Origin of the sequence: Methylobacterium sp. J-043, assembly GCF_022829505.1 — a bacterium.
Classification (GTDB): Bacteria; Pseudomonadota; Alphaproteobacteria; order Rhizobiales; family Beijerinckiaceae; genus Methylobacterium; species Methylobacterium extorquens_A.
Map to the genome: position 1 here is coordinate 175,728 of NZ_JAKSYB010000034.1, position 22,364 is coordinate 198,091.

Below are 22,364 nucleotides of genomic sequence, written 5' to 3' on the forward strand. Positions count from 1 at the left end.
GAGAGCAATCGGGGGAGGTTTCCAGGCGGCATAAAGTATTTTTTCCGGCCAAGCGAGCGCGCTTGCCGCGAAACGGCGGAGGCCGCCGACCCGTCTGAGCGGATCGGCGGCCTCCGGACGGCGTGGTGCGTTGCGGTCGATCAGACGAAGTGCTGGCCGCCGTTGATCGTCAGCGTCGAGCCGTTGACGAAGCCGGCCTCTTCGCTGGCGAGATACTCGACCGCGTGGGCGATCTCGTCGGCCTCGCCGAGGCGGCCGGTCGGGATCGTCGAGATGATCTTGTTGCGGATGTCTTCCGGCACCGCCATCACCATCTCGGTGGCGATGTAGCCGGGGGCCACCACGTTCACGGTCACCCCCTTCGAGGCGCTTTCCTGCGCCAGCGCCTTGGCGAAGCCGATCACGCCGGCCTTGGCCGCCGAGTAGTTGGTTTGGCCGGCCTGGCCCTTCTGGCCGTTGATCGACGAAATGATGATGATGCGCCCGAAATTGCGCGAGCGCATGCCCTCGATCAGCGGGCGGGTGCAGGTGAACATCGAGTCGAGGTTGGTGCGGATCACCGCCTGCCACTTCTCGAAGGTCATCTTGTGGAAGGCGCCGTCGCGGGTGATGCCGGCATTGTTCACGAGGATGTCGATCGGGCCGAGTTCGGCTTCGATCGCCTTGATGCCGGCCTCGCAGCTGGCGAGATCGCCGACGTCGAACTTGAACACCGGGATGCCGGTCTCGGCCTTGAAGGCGTTGGCCGCCTCGTCGTTGCCGCCGTAATTGGCGGCGACCTTGTAGCCCTTGTCCTTCAGGCGCTTCGAGATCGCGGCGCCGATGCCGCGCGTTCCGCCCGTGACGAGGGCGACGCGTTCCTGAGCCATAGTTTCCTCCGTGATCCCGTATCGGGTTGTTGTTAAGCCGGTTCGCGAAACACCCGCTAGGCGTGCAGCGGACAGGGCAACGATCCTGTCACCGCCTTCGCAGGCGCGGGGCGCCGCGCGTCGTCCCGGACTGTTTATCCGGGCGACCGCGAGCCCGCATCGCATTTAAATTTCACAAACCCTCAAGCTGGTTTCGTCAAATTCACCTTTAGGTTTTCCGTGGGAAGGGCATCGAGCGCCCTTCCCACGGAGCCGGTCGCTCAGACCCGCTCGACACACATGGCGACACCCATGCCGCCGCCGATGCAGAGCGTGGCGAGGCCCTTCTTGGCGTCGCGGCGCTTCAGCTCGTGCAGCAGGGTGATGAGGACGCGGGCGCCCGAGGCGCCGATCGGGTGGCCGATGGCGATGGCGCCGCCGTTGACGTTCACCTTCTCGTCGTCCCAGCCCATGTCCTTGTTCACGGCCAGAGCCTGGGCGGCGAAGGCTTCGTTCGCCTCGATCAGGTCGAGGTCGGCGGGCTTCCAGCCGGCCTTCTCCAGGGCCTTGCGCGAGGCCGGGATCGGGCCCGTGCCCATCACCTTGGGATCGACGCCCGCGGTCGCCCAGGAGACGATCCGCGCGAGCGGCGTGATGCCCCGGCGCTCGGCCTCGGACGCCGACATCAGCACGAGCGCGGCAGCGCCGTCGTTGAGGCCCGAAGCGTTGGCCGCGGTCACGGTGCCGTCCTTGGCGAAGGCGGGCTTGAGCTTGGCCATCGCCTCGACGGTGGCGCCGTCACGGATGTACTCGTCGGTATCGACGATCGTGTCGCCCTTGCGGCCCTTCACGGTGACGGGGACGATCTCGTCCTTGAAGCGGCCTTCCTTGCGGGCGGCCTCGGCCTTGTTCTGCGAGCGGACCGCGAACTGGTCCTGCTGCTCGCGGGTGAGCTGGAAGGCCTGGGCGACGTTCTCGGCGGTCTGGCCCATGTGGTAGCCGTTGAAGGCGTCCCACAGGCCGTCCTTGATCATGGTGTCGACGAGCTTGAGGTCGCCCATCTTCTGGCCGCCGCGCAGGTACTGGGCGTGCGGGCTGAGCGACATCGATTCCTGGCCGCCGGCGACGATCACCTTGGCGTCGCCGTTGGCGATCTGCTGCATGCCGACCGCGACGGTGCGCAGGCCCGAGCCGCAGACCTGATTGAGACCCCAGGCGGTCGCCTTCTCGGGGATGCCGGCGGCGATGGCGGCCTGGCGGGCCGGGTTCTGCCCGGCGGCGGCGGTGAGTACCTGGCCGAAGATCACCTCGTCCACGTCGTCCGGTGAAACGCCCGCGCGCTCCAGTGCGGCCTTGATCGCTGTGGCGCCGAGTTCGTGGGCCGGCACGGCACCGAAGGCGCCGGCGAACGAGCCGACCGGCGTGCGCGCCGCTCCGACAATGACGATATCTTCACTGGCTGCCATCGTGACGTTCTCCTCATTCGGCGGCGCGATATTTGGTAGACCAGAATGTCTGGGGCGCGGCCTGCCGTTCACCGGATGAAGAGCGCACACCTCTCGAAGTCAAGCGTGCTTACGGACAACATGGGCGGAACGTCGCGCAGACGACCGCGCCCGAGTGCACCGGATTCTGCGGGGACAGGGATAAATTGCTGTTTTCGCCGCGCCGCGAAAGCCTTAAGGTTGGTTCCGACGAATGTTGAGCCCCGCCTGCGCAGGCGGGCAGCCGATCGTGGCGGAGCGTTGAGCTTTGCGCAGACACATGAGCGAAGCGGGAGGTGTCGCAACAATGGCCGAGAACGGCAGGGCGCATCAGACCGTCATCAAGAAGTACGCCAATCGCCGGCTCTATCACACCGGCACCTCCACCTACGTCACGCTCGAAGACCTCGCGACGATGGTGCAGAACGGCGAAGACTTCATCGTCTACGACGCACGCTCGGGCGACGACATCACTCGCTCGGTGCTGACGCAGATCATCTTCGAGCAGGAGAACAAGGCCGGCGACGACAACCTGCTGCCGGTGGCCTTCCTGCGGCAGCTGATCCGTTTCTACGGCGACAGCATGCGCACGATGGTGCCGAGCTTCCTCGAATTCTCCATGGCCAACTTCGCCAAGGATCAGGACGGCCTTCGCGAGAAGATGGCCCAGAGCTTCGGCCCCTCCGCCTTCCAGCAGGCGCTGCAGGAGCAGGTGCGGGCCAACATGACCTTCTTCGGCGATGCGATGAAGATGTTCACCGGCGGCTTCGGTCCCGGCGGACCGCCGCCGGGAACGATGCCCGCCGCGCCCCCCGCCCCTGCTCCGGCCGCCGCCGTCAGCGGCCCGGCCGACCTCGACGAGCTGAAGAAGCAGATGGCGGAGATGCAGGCCCGCCTCGAGTCCCTGGCGCGCAAGTAGGGCACCGTCCCGAAGGACGGTTGCCGCCTCTCTTGTCGGGCGACGCCGGCGAGAGGGCGAAGTCGCGCCCGGTGGGGCGAGACAGATCGTTAAGATCCGGTTAACGTCGGCCCCGGCTTTGCACGAGAACGCGTGCGAGGCCGGAGGCGTGACGCAAATGGACCGTTTCGAGACCGATTGTGCCGATCAGGACCATGGCGCCCGCCTGGACTCGTCCTCGCGTGCCCTCGTTGCCGAAACGCCCATCGGCACCGGTCCCCGCATCCGGGGGCGCCGCCCGATGGCGGGCTTTCTGACCCAACTGATCGTCAGCGCCGATCCCGCCTTGCGTCCCGCACGCCTGGAACGCACGAAGGCCGCAACCGCGCTCTACGCGCGGAATGCGGCCTTCGCAAAACGGGCCTGACGGCCGGTTCTTCGCATTTTGGCAGGACACTCGCTGCGCCGTTCCGGCCCAAATCAGGCGGTCGGCGCTCGGGTGGTTTCCTTACGCCTCGGCGGACTTCACCTTCAGAACCTGACGGCCGCGATACATGCCGGTCTTCAGGTCGATGTGGTGCGGACGGCGCAGTTCGCCCGAGTCCTTGTCCTCGACATAGGTCGGGGCCTTGAGGGCGTCGGCGGAGCGGCGCATGCCGCGGCGGGAGGGGGAGGTCTTTCGCTTCGGAACGGCCATGGGAGTGTACCTCAGGCAAAAAGGGCGCCCAAGGCATCCTCATGTCCGAGGATCGCCGATGGCACCGCGTTGAGTAACGGAGATTCGAGGCGGGCTGTATAACCGCAGGAACGGCGACTGGCTAGAGCATCGTCCCGAAAGGTGGCTACCGGCTTTCGGAAAAAGACGATGCAATAACAACAGACTGGAGCATCGTCCCGGATACCGGATCCGGGACGATGCTCCGGAGTGCCGGTTTCTCGATGGACAGGCTATCGCCTCAAGGCGTGACGGGGGCGGCCGAGGCCTCCCGGATCGGGGCGGGCTCGGCGAGTTTGCGCGCCGCGACGGCGATCGCCGGACGCGGGATCGCCGCGAGCACGGTCTCGGAGGGGCGGCGCGGCGGCAGCGGCACCTCGACGGCATCCACGGCGGTCATCGCCTGCGCCGCGGCGACCTGCGGGGCGGCGGCTTGCGCGGTAGCAGCTTGCGGTTGGAGGGAGGCCTGCGGCTGCGGAGCGGTCGGCTGGGCGAGGCTCGCGACCTGCAAGGGCTCGGCAGAGAGAGCGGTCGGCCGGCGCGGCGGCAGCGGCACCTCGACGGCGTCGGTCGGGCCGGGGCCCGGCGCGGCGTAGGCCAGCGCCTGCTGGGTGCCCGCGGCGGACGCATTGCCGCGCAGGGCGAACATGCCGTCGAAGCCGTTGGCTGACCGGGCATTCGCAGTGGCGGGGCTCGTGGCCGAAGCGACGGTCGTCGCGCTCTCGGCGTCGGGCGGGGTGGCGTCGATGCCGAGGCGCTTGGCGGCGTAGTAGTAGCCGCGGTTGTAGTAGCGGTAGGCCTGCTCCAGATCGCCCTTGGCGGCGCGGTAGGCGCCGGCGAGATAGGCGATGCCGTATTTCAGGTTGGTCTCGGGATTGTAGAGCCCGGCCGCGTCGCCGGTATAGCCGAGGCCGCGGGCCGTGGCGTGCTTGATCTGCATCAGGCCGAGCGCCGAGCCGCCCTTGGCGCGGGCGTTGTAGTTGCTCTCCCGCTTGACCACGCGATGGACGAACGCCTCGGGCACCTTGTTGGCCCGGGCCTGCTCGGCGATCAGCGCATCGATGTTGTCCCGTGCCGCCTCCTGGGCGAAGGCCGACGCCGGGGCGGCGGCAAGAAGGGCGGCGAGGACAAGACGCATGGGGGACCCGGTCGTTTGGGGTGCCTCGCTCCGTCTCCCGTTGGCCGGCGCTTTTCCCTCTCGAGAGGGGGCGGGTGCCGCGGGAGCCGGGCGAGGGTCACTCGTTACGGCTCAGTTTGTCTGTCCTGGGTCGGGGCCAAATGAGGCGGGAACGTGGAGTCCCGGCAATTCCCTGCGGATGCTGACACCCGCGGCGGCGACCCTGTCGCAGAAGGGGCACAGCCCTCCGCCTGGCCGTGGGCGCCGATTTCAGGTGTCCCCGAACACGAACCGGTTGATCGCGCGGGCGAAACCGTCCTCGTTGTTGCTTCGGGTCTCCGCTGAGGCCGCCTGCCGGACCGCGGGGGCGGCGTTGCCCATGGCGATCGACAACCCACTCTCCCGGAATAGGGCGATGTCGTTGGCCGCATCGCCCAGCGTGGCGATTCGTTGCCGCGGGACGCCGAGCTGCCGGCCGAGATCGGCGACGAAGCTGCCCTTGTCGATGCCGGGCGGCGTCACGTCGAGGTAGTAGGGCTGCGAGCAATGCACGGCGGCCCGCCCCTCCAGCTCCGCCGCGAGCGCCTCTTCCAGCCGCGCGAGGCCGGCATGGTCGCGGCTCACGCCGACGATCTTGGCCGCCCGGCCGAGCAGGGGCGACAGGTCCGGCACGACGCTCGGCTCCGTCTGCAAGGTGCGGCGCTCGAGGTCGGTATAGGGAGCTTGGCCGTCGCGCAGGTTCCAGGCGCCGTCCGCGAACACCCAGAGGTCGATCCCGGCCGCGTCGAGGCGCGCGGCGGCTTCGCGGGCGACCGATTCGGGGATCAGCCGCTCCGAGATCGGCCGGAGATCGGGCGTACAAACGGTGCTGCCGTTGAAGGCGCCCAGCGGCAGCCGCAGGTCGAGCGCCTCGGCGAGGTGGCGCAGGCCGGCCGGCGGGCGGCTGGAGGCCAGGGTGAAGCCGATCCCGGCGGAGCCGAGCCGCCGCACCGCCTCGATCGCAGCCGGCGTGAGCCGCTTGCCGTCGGTGACGAGCGTTCCGTCGACGTCGGAGACGACGAGGGCGATGGCCATGCTCTCTCCTATCCGCAGATGTCGCCCGCGGGGATGTCGAGGCGGGTGGCGACCGCCGCAACGATGGCGTCGGGCCCGTCCTCGATGCCGACGGTGATCGGGTCTTCCTCCGGGCCGGGCGGTTCGAGGGCGGCGAACTGGCTGTCGAGGAGCGAGGCCGGCATGAAATGGCCGTGCCGCGCCAGAATCCGGTCCTGGATGACCGCCCGGCTCCCTTCAAGGAAGACGATACGCACCCGCCTGGGATCGCCGATCAGGGTCCGGCGGTAGGCCCGCTTGAGGGCCGAGCAGGCGACCACGGCGTTCTCGCCGGCCGCGACCCGCGCGTCGATCCAGGCGCGGATGCGGCCGAGCCAGGGCTGACGTGCCGCGTCGTCGAGCGGGTGCCCTTCCTGCATCCGGGCAATGCTCTCGGGCGTGTGGAAATCGTCGCCGTCGGCGAAGGTCCAGCCGAGCCGCTCGGCCACCAGCGCGGCCACGGTGCTCTTGCCGGAGCCCGAGACGCCCATCACCACGAGGACGGTCGGGGCGGAGGATCGGGGAGCGGTCATCCAACGCCTTGAAGGAGCAATGTGGGCCAGCGCCGGACGCCCTGCCCTGTCCTGGATCGGGCGGCGCAGGCTTGGCCGGATGCAGACAGGTAGCGGAGTTCGGCGCCAGGACCATCCTTCGCCTCTTCTCCGCCCTTCTTGCGATTCGTCGAGCCTCGCCTCGATGAGGGCGGGATCAGTGTGGGCTGCGGGGAAAGGCGGCCCCATTCCGTGCTCCCCGGCCCGGTGTGGCGGCCTCGCCACGGACAGCTTGGCCGGTTTCAGCTACCCACCCCGATGAGAAAAACCGTCAGGCGGCCTGAATGCGCGCTCTAGCCATTGCCCTCCTCACCGCTACGGCGGTGTCGGGGTGCTCCATCCTGCCGGCCGCGGGGCCGACCACCTCGGCGATCGAAGGCGGCGCCGACGTCGCCACCGCCGAGGGCCTGTTCGCCCGCTACGAGATCATCGACATCACCCCCGCCCTCGTCGAGGCCCTGCGCACCCGCCCCCTCGACAGCCTCCTCGTCACCTTCGGCGACAACCGCCCCGCGCTCGAGCCGGTGATCGGCGTCGGCGACTACGTGGCGGTTCAGGTCTGGGAGGCCGGGGCCGGCGGTCTGTTCTCCGGCCCGCTCGTCTCCGACCGCTTCTCGGCGGGATCGAAGTCCGCCACGATCCCCGAGCAGGTGGTCGGGCCCGACGGCGGCATCACCGTTCCTTACGCCGGCCGGATCAAGGTCGTCGGACGCCGCACCCAGGATGTCCAGGCGCTGATCGAGACCGAACTCGCCGGCAAGGCGATTCAGCCGCAGGTGCTGGTCTCCGTCACCAAGCCGGTCTCGCAATCGGTCACCGTTACCGGCGAGGCGGCCACCGGCATGCGCGTGCCGCTCTCGGGCCGCGGCGACCGCCTGCTCGACGTCATCGCCCAGGCCGGCGGCGTGCGCACCCCGGTGGCCGAGACCTTCGTGCGCCTGTCGCGCGGCAACCGCACCGTCACCGTGCCGATGACCACGGTGGTCTCCAACCCGCGCGAGAACATCTACGTGCGGCCGAACGATACGCTGACCCTGGTGCGCGATCCGCAGACCTTCCTCTCGGTGGGGGCGCTCGGCAACACCACCGAGGTGCCGTTCTCGGCGGACGGGCTGACGCTGTCGCAGGCGCTGGCACGCGCCTCCGGTCTGCGCGAACTCCAGGCCGATCCGGCGGGCGTGTTCATCTTCCGCTACGAGCCGGCAGCGGTGGTGCGGCGGCTGCGGCCGAACTCGCCGCTGCTGTCCTCTCCGCAGGTGCCGGTGGTGTACCGGGTGAATCTGCGCGACCCACAGGGGATGTTCCTGACCCAGAGCTTCCGCATGCGGAACCGCGACCTCGTCTACGTGTCGAGTTCGCCGTTCGCCGAACTCGGCAAGGTGCTGAGCGTGTTCTCGACCGTGGCCTCGCCCATCGCGGCGGGCGCCTCGATCTACACCGTTACGCGGTGATTCAGCATCCGGTGGCGTCCGGCGCCGTGACGGGCGGAGCGGTCCTCGCGGTCGCGGGATTGGCCCGAGAGGCCCGCATCGCCGCCGGGCCGGGCGTCGAGACGATCCAGGCCGGCGGCAACCCCGAGCGGTTGCGGGCCGCACTCGACCGGCGGTCTCCCGGTGATCTGCGCGCGGTCGTCAGCTTCGGAATCGCCGGGGGGCTCGACCCAGCCCTGCGGCCGGGCGACATCGTCGTCGGCACGCATCTCGACGCGGACCAGCATTTCCCGGCCGATCCCGAGCTTGCCCGCCGCCTGTCCGAGCGCCTGACCGGCTCGCCGGACCGCGTCGTTGCAGGCGGCCTCGTGGGCTCTGCGGTCGCGGTCATGACCGTTGCCGACAAGGCGGCGCTGCATGCGCGCACCGGCGCCCTGGCGGTCGATATGGAATCGCATGTGGCCGCCGCCTACGCCGCACGCCACGCCCTCCCCTTCGCGGCGGTCCGGGTGGTCTGTGACCCCGCCGGACGCGCCCTGCCCGCCTTCGCGGCCTCGGCCCTGACGCCGGAGGGGGAGCCGGACATCCGGGCGGTGCTCGGTGCGCTTCTGCGCGGGCAAGCCCGGATCGGCGAGCTGATTCGGCTCGGCCGCGATTCCTCGGCGGCCTTCGCGGCGCTCGCCCGCTGCCGGGCACGGCTCGGACCGGGACTCGGGCTGCTGTAAGACCGCCTTGCGGGGCTCCCCTGTCGCGGCCCCTGCGTCGCGATGGCGGCAGCGCGCGCGTTATCCGCGAGGCGAGAAATCTCAAACGCGACGCCTCGAAACGAAAAGACCCGCGCGGCCGGTGCCGCGCGGGTCTTTCATTGGAAGCGAAGGAGCGCGTCGCTCAGGCGGCGGTGCGCTTGCGGGCTTCCTGCTTGGTGTCGACGCCCGAGGCTTTGATCTCGGAGAGCTTCTGGGCGACGTTGCGGGAGAACACGAACTCGGCCGGGCGTTGGTTTTCGAGGTTGATCTCGGGGGCCATGTCGCCTTCCGTCTTGATGCCGCGGATCGCGTGCACGAGGGGCTTCCACGGCTTCTTGACCGAATCGACCACCGAGGAGGCCTCGTAGCCCGAGTGGACCATGCAGTCGGCGCACTTCTCGTAGTTGCCGGTGCCGTAGGCGTCCCAGTCGGTCTCTTCCATCAGCTCCTTGAAGGTCGCCGCGTAACCCTCGCCGAGCAGGTAGCAGGGCTTCTGCCAGCCGAACACGGTGCGGGTCGGGTTGCCCCACGGGGTGCAGTGATAGGTCTGGTTGCCGGCGAGGAAGTCGAGGAACAGGCCCGACTGCTGGAAGGTCCACTTCTCGCGGCCCTTCTCCTTGCCGTGCCGGAACACGCCGCGGAACAGGTCCTTGGTCGCCTTGCGGTTGAGGAAGTGCTTCTGGTCCGGCGCACGCTCGTAGGCGTAGCCCGGCGAGACGGTGATGCCGTCGATGCCCATGCGGGTCACCGAATCGAAGAAGTCGGCGATCTTGTCCGGCGAGGAATTGTTGAAGAAGGTGCAGTTGATGGTGACGCGGAAGCCCATCTCCTTGGCCTTCGCGATCGCCGCCACCGCCTTGTCGTAGACGCCGCGCTGGCACACCGAGCCGTCGTGCATCTCCTTGTCGCCATCGAGATGGATCGACCAGGTGAAATACGGGCTCGGCTTGTAGTCCTTGATCTTCTTCTCGAGCAGCAGCGCGTTGGTGCAGACGATCGCGAACTTCTTCTGCGCGATGATGCCCTGCACGATCTGCGGCAGATCCTTGTGGAGAAGCGGCTCGCCGCCGGCGATCACGACCACCGGTGCACCGCACTCGCGCACGGATTCGAGCGCCTCGTCCACCGGAAGGCGCTTGTTCAGGATCTCGTCCGGGTAATCGATTTTCCCGCAGCCGGCGCAGGCGAGATTGCAGCGGAACAGCGGCTCCATCATCATGACGAGCGGGTAGCGCTTACGCCCCGTGATGTGCTGCTTGAGGATGTAACCGCCGATCTTCGCGACGTACCGTATGGGGATTCCCAAGACGCGGCTCCTTGGATGCGCGGGTTCCGGACTTAGCCGGGCTGCTTAGCGTGAGAAGGACAGGAGTTCCAGCGCATTAGGCTGGAACCGTTCCGAGAGGACGCGCGGGGAGCGCGATTTCGGGGGAGTGTGGCGTACCGGTCTCGCGGCCGGCCACCCGCTTCGGGGACGAAGCCGGTGGTCGCGCGATCCGAACCGGGAATGATCGTCTGATTTCCGCATTCTGCGGCAGATTTTTGACCGTCCCTCTTCACGGACAACCGCAAGGGGCGAAAGCGGGCGAAACATGTTCACGATTTCTCGTGCGGCGTCCGCTGCCCCGTCATGAAGCCGACATCGTCCGGAATGTTTGTGCGAAGCAATGTCCTCGCACAATCCGGTTGCAGTGCGCAATCGCACCGCCGCCGCCGGATCCGACCGGTTTGCCGGGGCGCGTTGCATTCCCTCGCCGGGGCAAGTAGGTAGCGCCCCAACGACACGAATGATCGGCGTGGAGTCTCTATCAAGCTCTTCGCGTGTTCCGTGTTCACCGGAAGAGGGTCGCCGGCCGTCGGCGCCCTTCCCGGTTTCCCGCTCGCGAGGGTCACGTCCCGCGGGCCAAGACGAGGATCGATTCGGCGCGTCGCCGCCTGCTGAGGACGCCGCGTCCTGTGTCGCGGGGAGAACGGGACCAAGCGTCCCGGCCGTCGTCACGCGGGGACAGGTCGGATCGTTAGGCAGACAGGGTTTTACGTGATCGAACGTCTCGTCGCGTTTTCCGTCAGGCGCCGCTGGCTGGTACTGGTGGCTGCGGCGCTCCTCACGGTCGCGGGCGCAGGCGCGGCGGCTCACCTGTTCCGCATCAATACCGATGTCGAGCGGCTGATCGAGCCGAGCGTCCCCTGGCGCCAGGACGAGATCGCCTTCGAGAAGGCGTTTCCGCAGCGCACGAACCTCGTGGCCGCGGTGATCGACGGTGAGACGCCGGAGATCGCCGAGGAGGCCGCCGCGCGCTTCGCCGAGGCGTTGAAGTCGCACCGCTCCGAGATCGAGACCGTCTACCGGCCCGACGGCGGCCCGTTCTTCGACCGCAACGGCCTGCTGCTGATGTCGCAGGAGGAGCTGGAGCAGACGACGCAGCGGCTGATCGAGCAACAGGGCCTTCTCGGGCCGCTGGCCGCCGACCCGTCTCTGCGAGGCGTGATGCGAGTGCTCTCGCTCGGCGTGAAGGGCGTCAAGAGCGGCGACGCCAAGCTCGAAGACCTCGCCCAGCCGATGGGGCAGATCGACGAGACCCTGCGCAAGGCCCTCGACGGACAGCGCGCCCGGATGTCGTGGCAGACCCTGCTCGCGGGCGGACGCAGCGAGACCACGGACAAGCGCAAGTTCGTGATGATCCAGCCGGTGCTCGACTACAACGCCCTGGAGCCGGGCCGCGAGGCGACCAAGCTGATCCGGCGCGTGGCCGCCGAGCAGAACATCGACGCGGCGCACGGCCTTCGCATCCGCCTGACCGGGCCGGTGGCGGTGGCCGACGACGAGTTCGCGACGCTCGCCGACGACGCCTTCCTGAACTACTCGCTGACGACCGCCGCCATCGTCCTGTTCCTGGCGTTGGCGCTGCGCTCCGGCCCCCTCGTCATCTCGGTCCTGATCACGACCTTCGCGGGTCTCATCGTGACGGCCGCCCTCGGCCTCATCATGGTGGGCGAGCTGAACCCGATCTCGGTGGCCTTCGCCGCCCTGTTCGTCGGGCTCGGCATCGATTTCGGCATCCAGTTCGCCGTGCGCTACCGGGCCGACCGCTACGAACTCGGCAGCGTCGATGCGGCGCTTCGCGGCGCGGCGCGGGGTGTCGGCTGGTCTCTGACGCTCGCGGCGGTCTCACTGCTGGCCGGCTTCTTCGCCTTCCTGCCGACCCAGTTCCGCGGCGTGTCCGAACTCGGCCTGATCGCCGGCGTCGGCATGATCGTGGCCTACCTGTTCTCGCTCACCCTGCTCCCGGCCCTGATCGCGGTGTTCAACCCGCGCGGTGAGAAGCGGGCGGTCGAGACGACGTGGATGGCGGGCGTCGATCACTGGATCATCGAGCACCGCAAGTGGGTGCTGATCTTCGTCGGCCTGATCACCGTCGCCGGCATCCCGCTGCTGTTGAAGCTGCCGTTCGATTCCAACCCGATGCACCTTCGCAGCCCGAAGGTGGAATCGATCGCGACCTATCTCGACCTGATCAAGGACCCGGCCACCAGCCCGAACTCGATCGACGTGCTCGCCCCGACCGTCGATGGGGTGCCTGCCCTGTCCAAACGCCTGCAAGGGCTCGAGGCGGTCGCCAAGGTGATCTCGATCGACACCTTCGTGCCCCGCGATCAGGATCAGAAGCTCGCTACGATCCAAGAGACGGCGCAGCTCCTCGCCCCCGCCCTCAACCCGGCGCGTAAGCCGCCGCCGCCGACCGATGCGGAGAACGTCAAGGCGCTCAAGGAGACGGCCGCGGCGCTGAAGACCATCGCGAACGGTGATTCGGCCGGCGCCAAGGCGGCGGACCGCCTGTCGGGCACCCTCGACACCCTCGCCGCCGCCCCGGCGGAGAAGCGCGAGGCGGCCAGCGTCGCGCTGACCACCGATCTGAAGACGCTGATGAGCCGCCTGTCCGGGCTGCTCGATCCGAAGAAGATCACCCTCGACAACCTGCCCAAGCCGCTGAAGGCCGAGTGGGTGACGAGCGACGGCCGCGCCCGCATCGAGGTCCACCCGAAGGGCGACTCGAATGACGACGAGGTGCTGCGCCGCTTCGCCAAGGAAGTGCAGACGGTCGATCCCCACGCCACGGGCGCGCCGATCGCCACGACCGAGTCGAGCTACACCATCCTCGGCGCCTTCGTGCAGGCGGGCCTGACGGCGCTTGCGCTGATCTTCATCCTGCTCTCGGTCGCACTGCGCAAACCCTGGGACGTGGCGATGACGCTCGGGCCGCTGGTGCTGGCGACCCTGTGGACGCTGATGGCGCTCAAGGTCATCGGCATGCCGCTGAACTTCGCCAACATCATCGCCCTGCCCCTGATGCTGGCGGTAGGTGTGGCCTTCCACATCTACTACGTGATCGCGTGGCGGGCCGGCGTCGTCGATATGCTGGCCTCCAGCCTGACGCGGGCGATCTTCTTCTCGGCGCTGACCACGGGCACCGCCTTCGGTTCGCTGATGCTGTCGAGCCATCCCGGCACCGCCAGCATGGGCGAGCTGCTCGCGCTGTCGCTGTTCTTCACGCTGATCGCGGCCTTCTTCGTGGTCCCGGCCTTCCTCGGGCCGCCGCCGAAGCAGCCGGATGCCGACCGCCCCGAGGGCAAGGAAGCCGGCCGCCCGCCGGGCACGGTCGCCCGCGAGCACGCGACGGCGAAGTAGCTGCCGGACCTGTCCGGTTGGCGGTTCGGCGTCAGTCGCTCGCCGACCGGGCCTGGATCGCCTCTAGGATCCAGGTCTCGCGAGTCTTGCCTGTTTTGGCGGCGGCGGCATCGATCTGCAGCGACAAAGCCGGCTTGACCGGCAGGCTCAGGATGAACGCGCTCTTGCCCTCGTTCGGGCCGGGGGGATCATAGACGAGGCTCGTCAGCGCGGAGGCAAAGCGTCGGACAGCCTCGCGCTGTCGATCGAGCGTCAGGCTTTCATCCCGGTCCACGAGCGGGCAGCACATGGCGACCGCGCGATCGACGATGACCGCGCGCGGCACGCCCTGGGCCCTGAGACGCTGTATGGCGGATGCGAGCGCCGTGCCTGCGTTCGTCTCGGGTTGCGGCGAGACGATCGCCTGGGTGAGGACGGCGTTGGCGCATCATCGCGCCTGAGCCGACCTCAGTGAGCCAGGCCGATCGCGCTCGACGGCCTTCCCTCACGCCGATCCAATCGCCCGATCGCTTAATGGGGCCGGATACCGGCGCCCTTCGCGCGGACGCCTATGGCAGAAAATCCGAGAAGCCGCCCCGGACCGCTCCGCTCCGCTCGACGGCCTCCCGCGCCTGCGGCGCGATCAGAGCGTCCCGCTCGGCCGCATATTGGTAGCCCGGGGCTTCGCTGGGGAAACCGCCCGCGGTGGCAGGGTGGGTGTAGAGTTCGGTGAGCCCGTCCGGCAGGTGGCGCAGCAGGGCGGTGACGCGCTCCGGCGTCATCGCACCGGACCAGGCAAGGCCAAGGGTCCGGGTTGGGATCAGCAGGCCCGCCTGACGGGCCCGCACGGCCAGCAGGGCCGCCCACGGCGCGGTGTCGAGAGCGGGCTTGGCCTGGAAGCCGGGCTCGGCGCGCGCCAGCAGATCGCGCGGCTCACGCGGCACCCGCAGCGCCCGCATCCCGTAATCGCGGCCGATCCGCAGCACCATCCCGGCGATGAGCGGGTGGATGTGGAAGTGCTTGTGCGCGTTGACGTGATCGAGCGGCAGGCCGGTCGCGCGGAACGCCTCGAACTGCGCCCGGATCTCGGCGGCGAGCTGCCGCCGGGCGCTTGCCTTCAGGGCGAGGTCGAGTCCGAGCCGCTCCATGTCGCGCCGCATCAGCCCCTGCGCATCCGTCAGGTCGGGCAGTTCCGCGGCTGACAGTGTCGGCCACGCCTCGACCAGAACCAGATGCAGCCCGATGCGGAGCGAGGGCGTCCGCCGCGCGCGGGCGACGGCGTCCGCGGCGCCGGGCGCCGACACCATCAGGCTCGCCGCGGTGAGGATGCCGCCGCGATGGGCCTGCTCAACGGCCTCGTTGACCTCACGGCTGAGGCCGAAATCGTCGGCGGTGACGACCAATCGCTTCAAGGGAATTCTTCTCGTCACGGGTGTCGAGAGGGCCAGCCCTCTCGCGGGTCCAGGGCGGAGCCCTTGAAGCAAGAAAGGCCGGGCGGGTGCCCGGCCTTTCTTGTTTGCTCAATGGAGCCGGCGGCGCAGCGTTACGCGGCGGCCTTGCGGTCGCGGAGGAAGTGCCAGAACTCGACGCCCTCGCGGAGCCGCCGCTTCATCATCTCGGGCGAGCGGACCATCTCGTTGACGATCGAGGCGATCTTCGGCGCGCGGAAGTAGAACTTCCGGTAGAACTCTTCGACCGCGGAGAAGATCTCCGAGTGCGACAGGTGCGGGTAGTGCAGCGGGGCGATCTGCACACCGTTCTCGTCCACCAGTTCGGCGTTCTCGACGTCGAGCCAGCCATTCTCCACCGCCTGCTTGTAGAGGAAGGTGCCCGGATAGGGCGCGGCCAGCGAGACCTGGATCGTGTGCGGGTTGATGCGCTTGGCGAACGCGATCGTCTCCTGGATCGTCTCCTTCGTCTCGCCCGGCAGGCCGACGATGAAGGTGCCGTGGATGGCGATGCCGAGCTCGTGGCAGTTCTTGGTGAACTTCTCCGCGACTTCGACGCGCATGCCCTTCTTGATGTTGTTCAGGATCTGCTGGTTGCCGGACTCGTAGCCGACGAGCAGCAGGCGCAGGCCGTTGTCACGCAGAACCTTCAAGGTCTCGTAGGGCACGTTGGCCTTGGCGTTGCAGGACCACGTCACGCCGAGCTTGCCCAGCTCGCGGGCGATCTCTTCGGCGCGCGGCAGGTTATCGGTGAAGGTGTCGTCGTCGAAGAAGAACTCCTTCGTCTGAGGGAATTCCTTCAGGCAATACTTGATCTCTTCGATGACGTGCGCGACCGAGCGGGTGCGGTAGGTGTGCCCGCCGACGGTCTGCGGCCAGAGGCAGAACGTGCAGCGGCTCTTGCAGCCGCGGCCGGAATAGAACGAGATGTAAGGGTGCTTGAGGTACCCGATGAAGTACTTCTCCATCTCGAGATCGCGCTTGTACACGCTCGTGACGAAGGGAAGCTGGTCCATGTCCGTCATGATCTCGCGGTCCTCGTTATGGACCACGACGCCGTTGGCATCACGATAGGACAGACCCTTGATCTCCGACATCGGCACGCCGTCGGCGACTTCCTTGACGGTGAAGTCGAACTCGTTGCGGGCGCAGAAGTCGATGCACGGCGCCTGGGCCATGGAGCCCGCGGCATCCACCGCCACCTTGGCGCCGATCAGGCCGGCGATCAGCCGCGGATTGGCCGCCTTGAGCGCCTCGACGGTCTTCACGTCGGACTTGAAGGACGGGACCGAGGTGTGGAGCACCACGAGGTCGAAGTCGTTGGCCTGGGCCACGATCTCTTCGAGCTTGATGTTGTGCGGCGGCGCGTCGATCAGCTTCGAGTTCGGTACCAGGGCCGCCGGCTGGGCCAGCCAGGTCGGGTACCAGAACGACTTGATCTCGCGCTTGGCCTGGTAGCGCGAGCCGGCGCCGCCATCGAAGCCGTCGAAGGTGGGGGCCTGCAGGAAGAGCGTGCGCATGGGGTTCAAGGCCTCAAGGCTCGAGCGTTGGAATGTATAAGGGCGAATGGTTTGAAGCTTAGACCGAAGTCGCGCGCGACTCGCGACCGAGGCCGTGCTCCGGAATCAGCGTACCGTCCGCAACCACACGGTAATCGTGACCTTTCCATGTCACCGCACCCGAGACGAAGCTCCAAGTGAAGTTGATGAAGGACAGCATGTCACGAATCGGCAACAGCCAGTAGGCGTGGGGAGCGAGCCCGAAGGCCCGCTCGATGCGCAGGCACAGCAGGATGCGGCAGGTGAGGGCCAGGGCGGCGACCGCGAGCGCGCCGGCGCCTGCGCAGGGCATCAGCGCAGCGAGCAGTGCCAGCGGGAAGGCGTGGGTCACGACCGAGCCGGCATAGCCCTTCGGATCGACGTTGCGGATGGTGCGGTTCCAGCGCAGCTCGTGCCGCCACAGGCCGGACAGCTCGGTGTCGACGCAGGCGTGGCCGATGGTGAGCGCGGGAATCGCCACGGTGCCGCCCTCGGCGCGCAGGGCTTCGCCGATGGCGTAATCGTCGGCCAGATCGTCCTTGAAGGCGCGGAAGCCGCCGATGCGGGCCAGCGATTCGGCCGTCATCGCGATGGTCGAGCCGAAGCAGGGCCGGGCGAGATCGAAGGTGGTGCCGAGGATCACGTTGGGCACGAACTGCACGTCGATGGCGAGCGCGGCGAGCTGGGCGCATAGGCCCCGGTCGCCCGGCACGCCGTGATAGAGGCAGGTCACGCCGGCCACACCCGGCTGCGACAGGGCGGCGACGACGCGCTCGAGATAATCGGGCTTCACCGACATGTCGCTATCGGCCAGCACCACGACGGGGTGGGCGATCCGCTCCGACATGTTGATCAGGTTGGAGACCTTGCGGTTCGAGCCGTGCTGGCTCGCATCGACCACGAGGTCGAGGCGCAAGCGCGGATGGGCTTCCCGCAGGCGCTGCACCACGGCAACCGCCGGGTCGGCAGCGTTCTGGACGCCGAACACGACCTGCACCGAGCCCGCATAATCCTGGCGGCAGAAGCTTTCGAGGTTCTCGAACAGGTCCGGCTCCAGGCCGCAGAGCGGCTTGAGGATCGTCACGCCGGGGCGGGGCGCATCGGCCGCGAGCGCGGGCGACGGCCGCGCAGCGAAACGGCCGACGAGCCAAGCCGCGAGCAGGGCATAGACGCAACCGGCGAGCGCCATCAGCAGAAGCACGGATGCGATCCAGGCTGGCAGCTCGTTCAGGTCCATGGCGCGGCGTTGCTCGCTGCTGTCTTGGGGCGGGGCCGCGGGCGGCGGTCTGAAGACGGTGAGGCCCGGACGCCGCCCCAAACGGGTCGCGGTCGGCTCCAGGCCTTGTCGGTGGTCTCGTTGCTGCCGAATCGATGGCGGGTTCGACCCGGCGGCGTGCTTCTCAATCCCTCGTCTCTGGCCCTATTGTCTGGGCGAGACTTTGGCGGCGAGCATCCCATCGGTGCGTTCGCGCATAAATTTCAGCAGGCTGTCGGCGCCACCCTTGAGCGGGTCGGCGAAGCTCGCCCGCATCGAGGCGACCTCGCTGACATTGCCGTTGAGCAGCACGTCCTGCACCTTGTTGCCGGCGTTGACGACGTAATCGACCTCCGAATCGTCGCCGTCCTTGTTCGAGACGCGGGTCGAGACGACACGGTTGGGCCCGCGCTCCTCGCTCTTCGGCTCGATCTGGAACTTGCCGCCCGCCGCCTGCGAGAGGCGGTTGGCGTAGAGCGTGACGAAGTACCGGCCGAAGGTCTCGGTCAGCGCGTCCTGCTGCTCGGGCTTGAACGTCTTCCACTTCGGCCCGACGGCGGTGCGCACCATGGCGGGCGTGTCGAAGGTCTCGGCCAGGGTCTCGCCGACGATCGCCAGCCGGCTCTTGAGATCGCCCGCGCCGTTCTTCAGCGCCTCTTCGAACTTGGCATAGAGGCGCTGGATCGGCACCACGGCCGGATCGTCGGCGGCTCGGACGGGGTGCGGCGTCGCCGTGAGGGCGAGCATCGCCACGGCGGCGGCAAGGAGGCTGCGGCGGTTCAGGCGCACTTCTGGAGCGCTCCAGCTTCGTTGTCGGAGGAAAGGGGGGCAGGGTTCCGGGCGGCGGAGAAGCCGTAGGCCGGGGCGAGCGGGGCAGCGCCCGAGCGGCGGCCGAGCCGCGCCCGGATCGCCCCGAGCCCCTCACGCACCGTCTCGGTGCCGTCGGTTTCGGCAGGCGCCGCGCCTTTGCGCTCCATCAGGTTCCACAGAGCGAGGCTCGGGAGGCCGACGGCGAGGTCGGCGACGCGCTTGACGAGCGAGAGGGCCAGCGCAGCCTCCGGCGGGATGCCGAACAGGGCGCCGAGGGCGATCAGGCCGCCCTCTTGGGCGCCGATGGCGCCGGGCACGACGAAGGCGGCACCGCGCACGGCCTGGGCGAGGCTCTCGATCACCAGGGCGTCGAGGAAGCTGATGGAATAGCCCATCGCGTTCAGCGCGATCCACACCTCGACGGTGCCGATGACCCAGCCGACGAGGTGGATCAGCAGCGCCGCGCCGACGCGGGCGCGGTTGCCGTAGAGGCGACGCAGGTTCTCGTAGAGCACGTCGATCGCGCCGAGCGCGCGCCACTCGCGGCCCGCAGCGAAGCGGCTGAGCGCCGCCTCGATCAGGCGGTGACCGCTGCGGCGCTGGATGACGTAGAAGGCGGCCAGCGCCGGGATGGCGACCAGCACGCCGCCCGCGACGGTGCGGACCATCGGCCCGTCGCCGGTGATCTGCATCAGCAGGAGAAGCCCGGCGATGGTGAAGACGAGCTGCGTGACCGCCTGGGTCATCAGATCGACGAACATGCTGGCGCCGGCCATGCCGCCGGGCGTGCCCGTTCGGGTGAGCAGGCGCGCGCCGATGAAGTCGCCGCCGACCTGCGCCACCGGCAGGAGCGTGTTGATGCCCTCGCGCACGAAGCGCAGCGAGATGCAGTCGCGCAGGGTGGGGCCGGCGCCGCGGGGGAACAGCACATGCCAGCCGAGGCCCGCCCAGGCGACCGCTAGGAAGCGGGCGAGCACGACGGCGAGCGTGCCCCAGCCCGCGCTCACGACCGCGGCGGTGACATCGGACACGCCGGAAGACAGGAACAGCGCGAGCGCCGTGCCCAGTCCAACGATCGATGCCAAAGTTGTGAGACGCTTCATCAGCCTCTTTCGATCATCGGCGAAGGCTTGTGTTGTCGAAATCCCACCCGAAGCGACCATCGAAGCTTAGCCGGTGGTGGGAAGCGTTCCGGCAGGTTGCAGCTTTGATCTGCCCTGTCTATCACCCGATTGACACACCGGGGAGCAAAGCGGCGCCCGCGGTGAACGCTGGCGACGATTGTCGCGCGATGCCGCTTCTAGGGAGCCTCAAATGGATCGCGAGCCGCAGATCACGGCGGATTCCGCCTTGGTCGACGACGCCTCGTCGACGGGTTTTTCGCAGGGCTACGAGGGCCGTGAGCTGGGGGGACATTCCCCCGCCACCCGCAGCCCGGTGATGGCCTGGAACGAGTGGGATCCGCTGGAGGAGGTGATCGTCGGCTCGCTCGACGGCGCCACGATCCCGACCCACCACCTGACCGTGATCTTCAACCTGCCGCGGGCGGCCCAGCCGTTCTACCGCTTCGCCTCCGGCTGGAAATACCCGAAGTTCATGAAGAAGCTCGCACAGGCCGAGCTCGACAACTTCATCTCGATCCTGGCCGGCGAGGGCGTGAAGGTGCGCCGCCCGGATACGGTCGATTTCTCGAAGAAATTCAAGGCGCCGCGCTGGACCTCGCGCGGGTTCTGCGTCGCCTGCCCGCGCGACCCGTATCTCGTGATCGGCGACGAGATCATCGAGAGCCCGATGTGCTGGCGCTCGCGCTACTTCGAGGGCGATGCCTACCGCTCGCTGTTCAAGGAATATTTTCGCAATGGCGCGCGGTGGACCTCCGCACCGCGTCCCCAGTTGACGGATGACCTCTACAACTACGACTACCGGGTGCCGAACCTGAAGGCCGGCGAACCGATGCAGTTCACGGTCAACGAATTCGAGCCGGTCTTCGACGCCGCCGACTTCGTGCGCTGCGGCCGCGACCTGTTCGTGACCCGCTCGAACGTGACGAACCTGATGGGCATCGAGTGGCTGCGCCGCCATCTCGGCCCCGGCTTCCGCATCCACGAGATCGAGAGCCGCTGCCCGCAGCCCATGCACATCGATTCGTCGTTCATGCCGCTGGCGCCCGGCAAGGTGCTGGTCAACCCCGACTACATCGACGTCGAGAAGTTGCCGGCGGTGCTCAAGAAGTGGGACGTGCTGATCGCCCCGCGCCCCGACCCGGTCGAGGGCTTCATGAGCAAGATCTCGATGTGCTCGCCCTGGACCTCGATCAACGTGCTCGCCATCGACGAGAAGAAGATCGTCGTCGACCAGAGCCAGCCGACCCTGATCAAGGCCCTGAAGGATTGGGGCTTCGACCCGATCCCGGCGCCGTTCCTGTCCTACGGCCCGTTCGGCGGCTCGTTCCACTGCGCCACGCTCGACGTGCGCCGCCGCGGCGTGCTGAAGTCGTACTTCTAGAGCATCATCCCGAAAGCTGGTTGCCGGCTTTCGGAAAAAGATGATGCAAAAACAAAAGCCTAGAGCACCATCTTGGATCCGATATCCAGGACGATGCTCTAGGAAAGCGGCCCGGCCCGGCAGCGGGCGGGGCACATCATCGATCCGGAGCCTGCCGCGAATGCCTCGTGGCAGGCTCTTTTCGTTTCGGTGATCTTCATGCTTCCGGATTGCCTGGGCTCCGCCTCGCGCTGACGGTGCGGAGCGCCCTCCCCGTCAGCGCGCGCGTCCGCGACGTCATCCGGACGCTGAGCGTTGCAGGATAAGCCTTTCGGCTGGAACGCTTTTACCTGCAGAGGCAGGTTCACTCGCCGACATATCGTCCGGGCAGTCGCGTCGCCCGCCGGTAGGTCGTCCCGGCGAGCGCCAGCGCGCCACCATATTGCAGAAAGCCGTTCTCGGCGAGCCCGTCCGGCGCGAGCGGGGTCTGAAGTGCGAGGCGGGTCAGCGCATTGAGCGCGATGATCGCGAGGCAGAAGACGGCGGAGGCGAGCGAAGCGGCGACGAAATCGGGCATGGTGGGTCTCCCGACAGGGACAGCCCAAGCTTAGCAAGGGCCGAGCCAGCCGGAGGATCCCCGATAGGCTACCCGGCGGGCGGGCGCGTCGCGACCATGGCGGGCCGCTCCTCGAACCGCGCGAACCACGCGGCGAGCCGGGGGGCGTCGTCGCGCCAGGCGATGTCGGAGAAGCGCAGGTCGAGGTAGCCGAGCGCGCAGGCGAGCGCGATGGTGCCGATATCGACCCGATCGCCCAAAGCCTCCGCCTGCTCCTCGAACCACGCCAGCGCGCTCTCGATCTTGGCGGTCTGCCCCTCGATCCAGGCGGCCGAGCGCTCGGATTCGGGGCGTGCGGTCAGTTCGTAGCGGATCAGCAGGGCCGCATCGAGCACGCCGTCGGCGGTGGATTGCTCGTTGAGCGCCCGCCAGCGCGCGTCGCCCCCGGCCGGGAACAGCCGGCCGCCGGCCTCTGCGTCGAGATACTCGCAGATCACCCGGCTGTCGGCGAGGCCCTCGCCGTTATCGAGGACCAAGGTCGGCACCTGCGCGAGCGGGTGCTGCGCCAGCACCGAGCGGTCGCGCTTGACCGGGTGGACGGCGCTCGGCAGCAGCTCCAGTCGCTCGGCGAGGCCGAGTTCGTGGGCGACCACCATCACCTTCCGCACGAAAGGCGAGCTGTGCGAGTGGAACAGCTTCATCGGCTTGCAAAAATCCTGTTGAGGT

The 22,364-nt window shown here is 68.3% G+C and carries 21 protein-coding genes; 6 read left to right on the forward strand and 15 right to left on the reverse strand.

The genetic code is table 11. The features are described 5' to 3' along the window. Window positions 1-140: 140 nt before the first annotated feature. Window positions 141-869, reverse strand: a complete 729-nt coding sequence (gene phbB, locus MKK50_RS07530) for an acetoacetyl-CoA reductase (protein WP_253370660.1) — start codon at window positions 867-869, stop codon at window positions 141-143. Window positions 870-1,129: 260 nt separating this feature from the next. Further along, entirely contained in the window at window positions 1,130-2,314 is a 1,185-nt protein-coding gene (locus MKK50_RS07535; RefSeq protein ID WP_499021477.1) for an acetyl-CoA C-acetyltransferase, read from the reverse strand. 325 nt (window positions 2,315-2,639) lie between these two features. On the opposite strand from MKK50_RS07535, the gene phaR reads away from it, so the two are divergent. Together phaR and MKK50_RS07545 are read left to right on the forward strand one after the other, a co-directional pair. Next, window positions 2,640-3,251, forward strand: coding sequence for a polyhydroxyalkanoate synthesis repressor PhaR (gene phaR / locus MKK50_RS07540; protein WP_499021478.1), 612 nt, complete (start codon window positions 2,640-2,642; stop codon window positions 3,249-3,251). Window positions 3,252-3,408: 157 nt separating this feature from the next. Next, window positions 3,409-3,657, forward strand: a complete 249-nt coding sequence (locus tag MKK50_RS07545; RefSeq protein ID WP_499021480.1) for a hypothetical protein — start codon at window positions 3,409-3,411, stop codon at window positions 3,655-3,657. An 81-nt stretch (window positions 3,658-3,738) separates the two neighbouring features. Here MKK50_RS07545 and rpmF read toward each other — a convergent pair whose 3' ends face one another. The 4 genes from rpmF to MKK50_RS07565 all read right to left on the reverse strand — a co-directional run bounded on the left by rpmF (window position 3,739) and on the right by MKK50_RS07565 (window position 6,687). Continuing rightward, window positions 3,739-3,927 (reverse strand): 50S ribosomal protein L32, encoded by a 189-nt coding sequence (rpmF, locus tag MKK50_RS07550; RefSeq protein ID WP_003601373.1) that lies wholly within the window; start codon window positions 3,925-3,927, stop codon window positions 3,739-3,741. Between the two features lie 259 nt (window positions 3,928-4,186). Beyond that, window positions 4,187-5,083, reverse strand: a complete 897-nt coding sequence (locus MKK50_RS07555; RefSeq protein ID WP_253370668.1) for a transglycosylase SLT domain-containing protein — start codon at window positions 5,081-5,083, stop codon at window positions 4,187-4,189. 249 nt (window positions 5,084-5,332) lie between these two features. Continuing rightward, a complete protein-coding gene (locus tag MKK50_RS07560; RefSeq protein WP_499021482.1) occupies window positions 5,333-6,136 on the reverse strand; it encodes a Cof-type HAD-IIB family hydrolase in 804 nt (267 codons plus the stop codon). An 8-nt stretch (window positions 6,137-6,144) separates the two neighbouring features. After that, a complete protein-coding gene (locus MKK50_RS07565) occupies window positions 6,145-6,687 on the reverse strand; it encodes a gluconokinase (RefSeq protein WP_253370671.1) in 543 nt (180 codons plus the stop codon). A 302-nt stretch (window positions 6,688-6,989) separates the two neighbouring features. Here MKK50_RS07565 and MKK50_RS07570 point away from each other — a divergent pair, with 302 nt between their 5' ends. Then, entirely contained in the window at window positions 6,990-8,156 is a 1,167-nt protein-coding gene (locus MKK50_RS07570; protein WP_499021484.1) for a polysaccharide biosynthesis/export family protein, read from the forward strand. After that, the gene (locus MKK50_RS07575; protein WP_499021485.1) at window positions 8,153-8,860 is read left to right on the forward strand and encodes a phosphorylase; all 708 of its coding nucleotides are present in this window, start codon (window positions 8,153-8,155) and stop codon (window positions 8,858-8,860) included. Before MKK50_RS07570 ends, MKK50_RS07575 begins: the two co-directional genes overlap by 4 nt. Window positions 8,861-9,023: 163 nt before the next feature. Here MKK50_RS07575 and hpnH read toward each other — a convergent pair whose 3' ends face one another. Further along, window positions 9,024-10,187 (reverse strand): adenosyl-hopene transferase HpnH, encoded by a 1,164-nt coding sequence (gene hpnH, locus MKK50_RS07580; RefSeq protein ID WP_253370673.1) that lies wholly within the window; start codon window positions 10,185-10,187, stop codon window positions 9,024-9,026. Between the two features lie 732 nt (window positions 10,188-10,919). Here hpnH and MKK50_RS07585 point away from each other — a divergent pair. Next, window positions 10,920-13,568 (forward strand): MMPL family transporter, encoded by a 2,649-nt coding sequence (locus tag MKK50_RS07585; RefSeq protein ID WP_499021487.1) that lies wholly within the window; start codon window positions 10,920-10,922, stop codon window positions 13,566-13,568. A gap of 31 nt (window positions 13,569-13,599) precedes the next feature. Here the strand turns inward: MKK50_RS07585 and MKK50_RS07590 are convergent, their stop codons facing one another. The 6 genes from MKK50_RS07590 to MKK50_RS07615 form a co-directional block, all read right to left on the reverse strand. Next, window positions 13,600-13,893: a hypothetical protein gene (locus MKK50_RS07590; RefSeq protein WP_499021488.1), complete on the reverse strand. Its 294-nt coding sequence runs from the start codon at window positions 13,891-13,893 to the stop codon at window positions 13,600-13,602. A gap of 223 nt (window positions 13,894-14,116) precedes the next feature. Next, entirely contained in the window at window positions 14,117-14,959 is an 843-nt protein-coding gene (gene hpnK / locus MKK50_RS07595) for a hopanoid biosynthesis-associated protein HpnK (protein ID WP_499021489.1), read from the reverse strand. Window positions 14,960-15,090: 131 nt separating this feature from the next. Further along, on the reverse strand, window positions 15,091-16,515 hold the full coding sequence (gene hpnJ, locus MKK50_RS07600; RefSeq protein WP_060770791.1) for a hopanoid biosynthesis associated radical SAM protein HpnJ: 1,425 nt from the start codon (window positions 16,513-16,515) through the stop codon (window positions 15,091-15,093). 58 nt (window positions 16,516-16,573) lie between these two features. Further along, window positions 16,574-17,770, reverse strand: coding sequence for a bacteriohopanetetrol glucosamine biosynthesis glycosyltransferase HpnI (gene hpnI / locus MKK50_RS07605; RefSeq protein WP_499021490.1), 1,197 nt, complete (start codon window positions 17,768-17,770; stop codon window positions 16,574-16,576). A 183-nt stretch (window positions 17,771-17,953) separates the two neighbouring features. Then, window positions 17,954-18,577, reverse strand: a complete 624-nt coding sequence (locus tag MKK50_RS07610; RefSeq protein WP_253370678.1) for an MlaC/ttg2D family ABC transporter substrate-binding protein — start codon at window positions 18,575-18,577, stop codon at window positions 17,954-17,956. Continuing rightward, window positions 18,568-19,701 carry an HpnL family protein gene (locus MKK50_RS07615; protein WP_499021492.1) on the reverse strand — a complete coding sequence of 378 codons (1,134 nt, stop codon included), beginning with the start codon at window positions 19,699-19,701 and terminating at the stop codon, window positions 18,568-18,570. Before MKK50_RS07615 ends, MKK50_RS07610 begins: the two co-directional genes overlap by 10 nt. A gap of 211 nt (window positions 19,702-19,912) precedes the next feature. Here MKK50_RS07615 and MKK50_RS07620 point away from each other — a divergent pair, with 211 nt between their 5' ends. Then, window positions 19,913-21,103, forward strand: a complete 1,191-nt coding sequence (locus MKK50_RS07620; RefSeq protein ID WP_253370680.1) for an amidinotransferase — start codon at window positions 19,913-19,915, stop codon at window positions 21,101-21,103. Window positions 21,104-21,446: 343 nt separating this feature from the next. Here the strand turns inward: MKK50_RS07620 and MKK50_RS07625 are convergent, their stop codons facing one another. Both MKK50_RS07625 and MKK50_RS07630 read right to left on the reverse strand, forming a co-directional pair. Further along, window positions 21,447-21,659 carry a hypothetical protein gene (locus MKK50_RS07625; RefSeq protein WP_499021494.1) on the reverse strand — a complete coding sequence of 71 codons (213 nt, stop codon included), beginning with the start codon at window positions 21,657-21,659 and terminating at the stop codon, window positions 21,447-21,449. A 68-nt stretch (window positions 21,660-21,727) separates the two neighbouring features. Continuing rightward, entirely contained in the window at window positions 21,728-22,339 is a 612-nt protein-coding gene (locus tag MKK50_RS07630) for a glutathione S-transferase (RefSeq protein WP_499021496.1), read from the reverse strand. Window positions 22,340-22,364 lie beyond the last annotated feature (25 nt).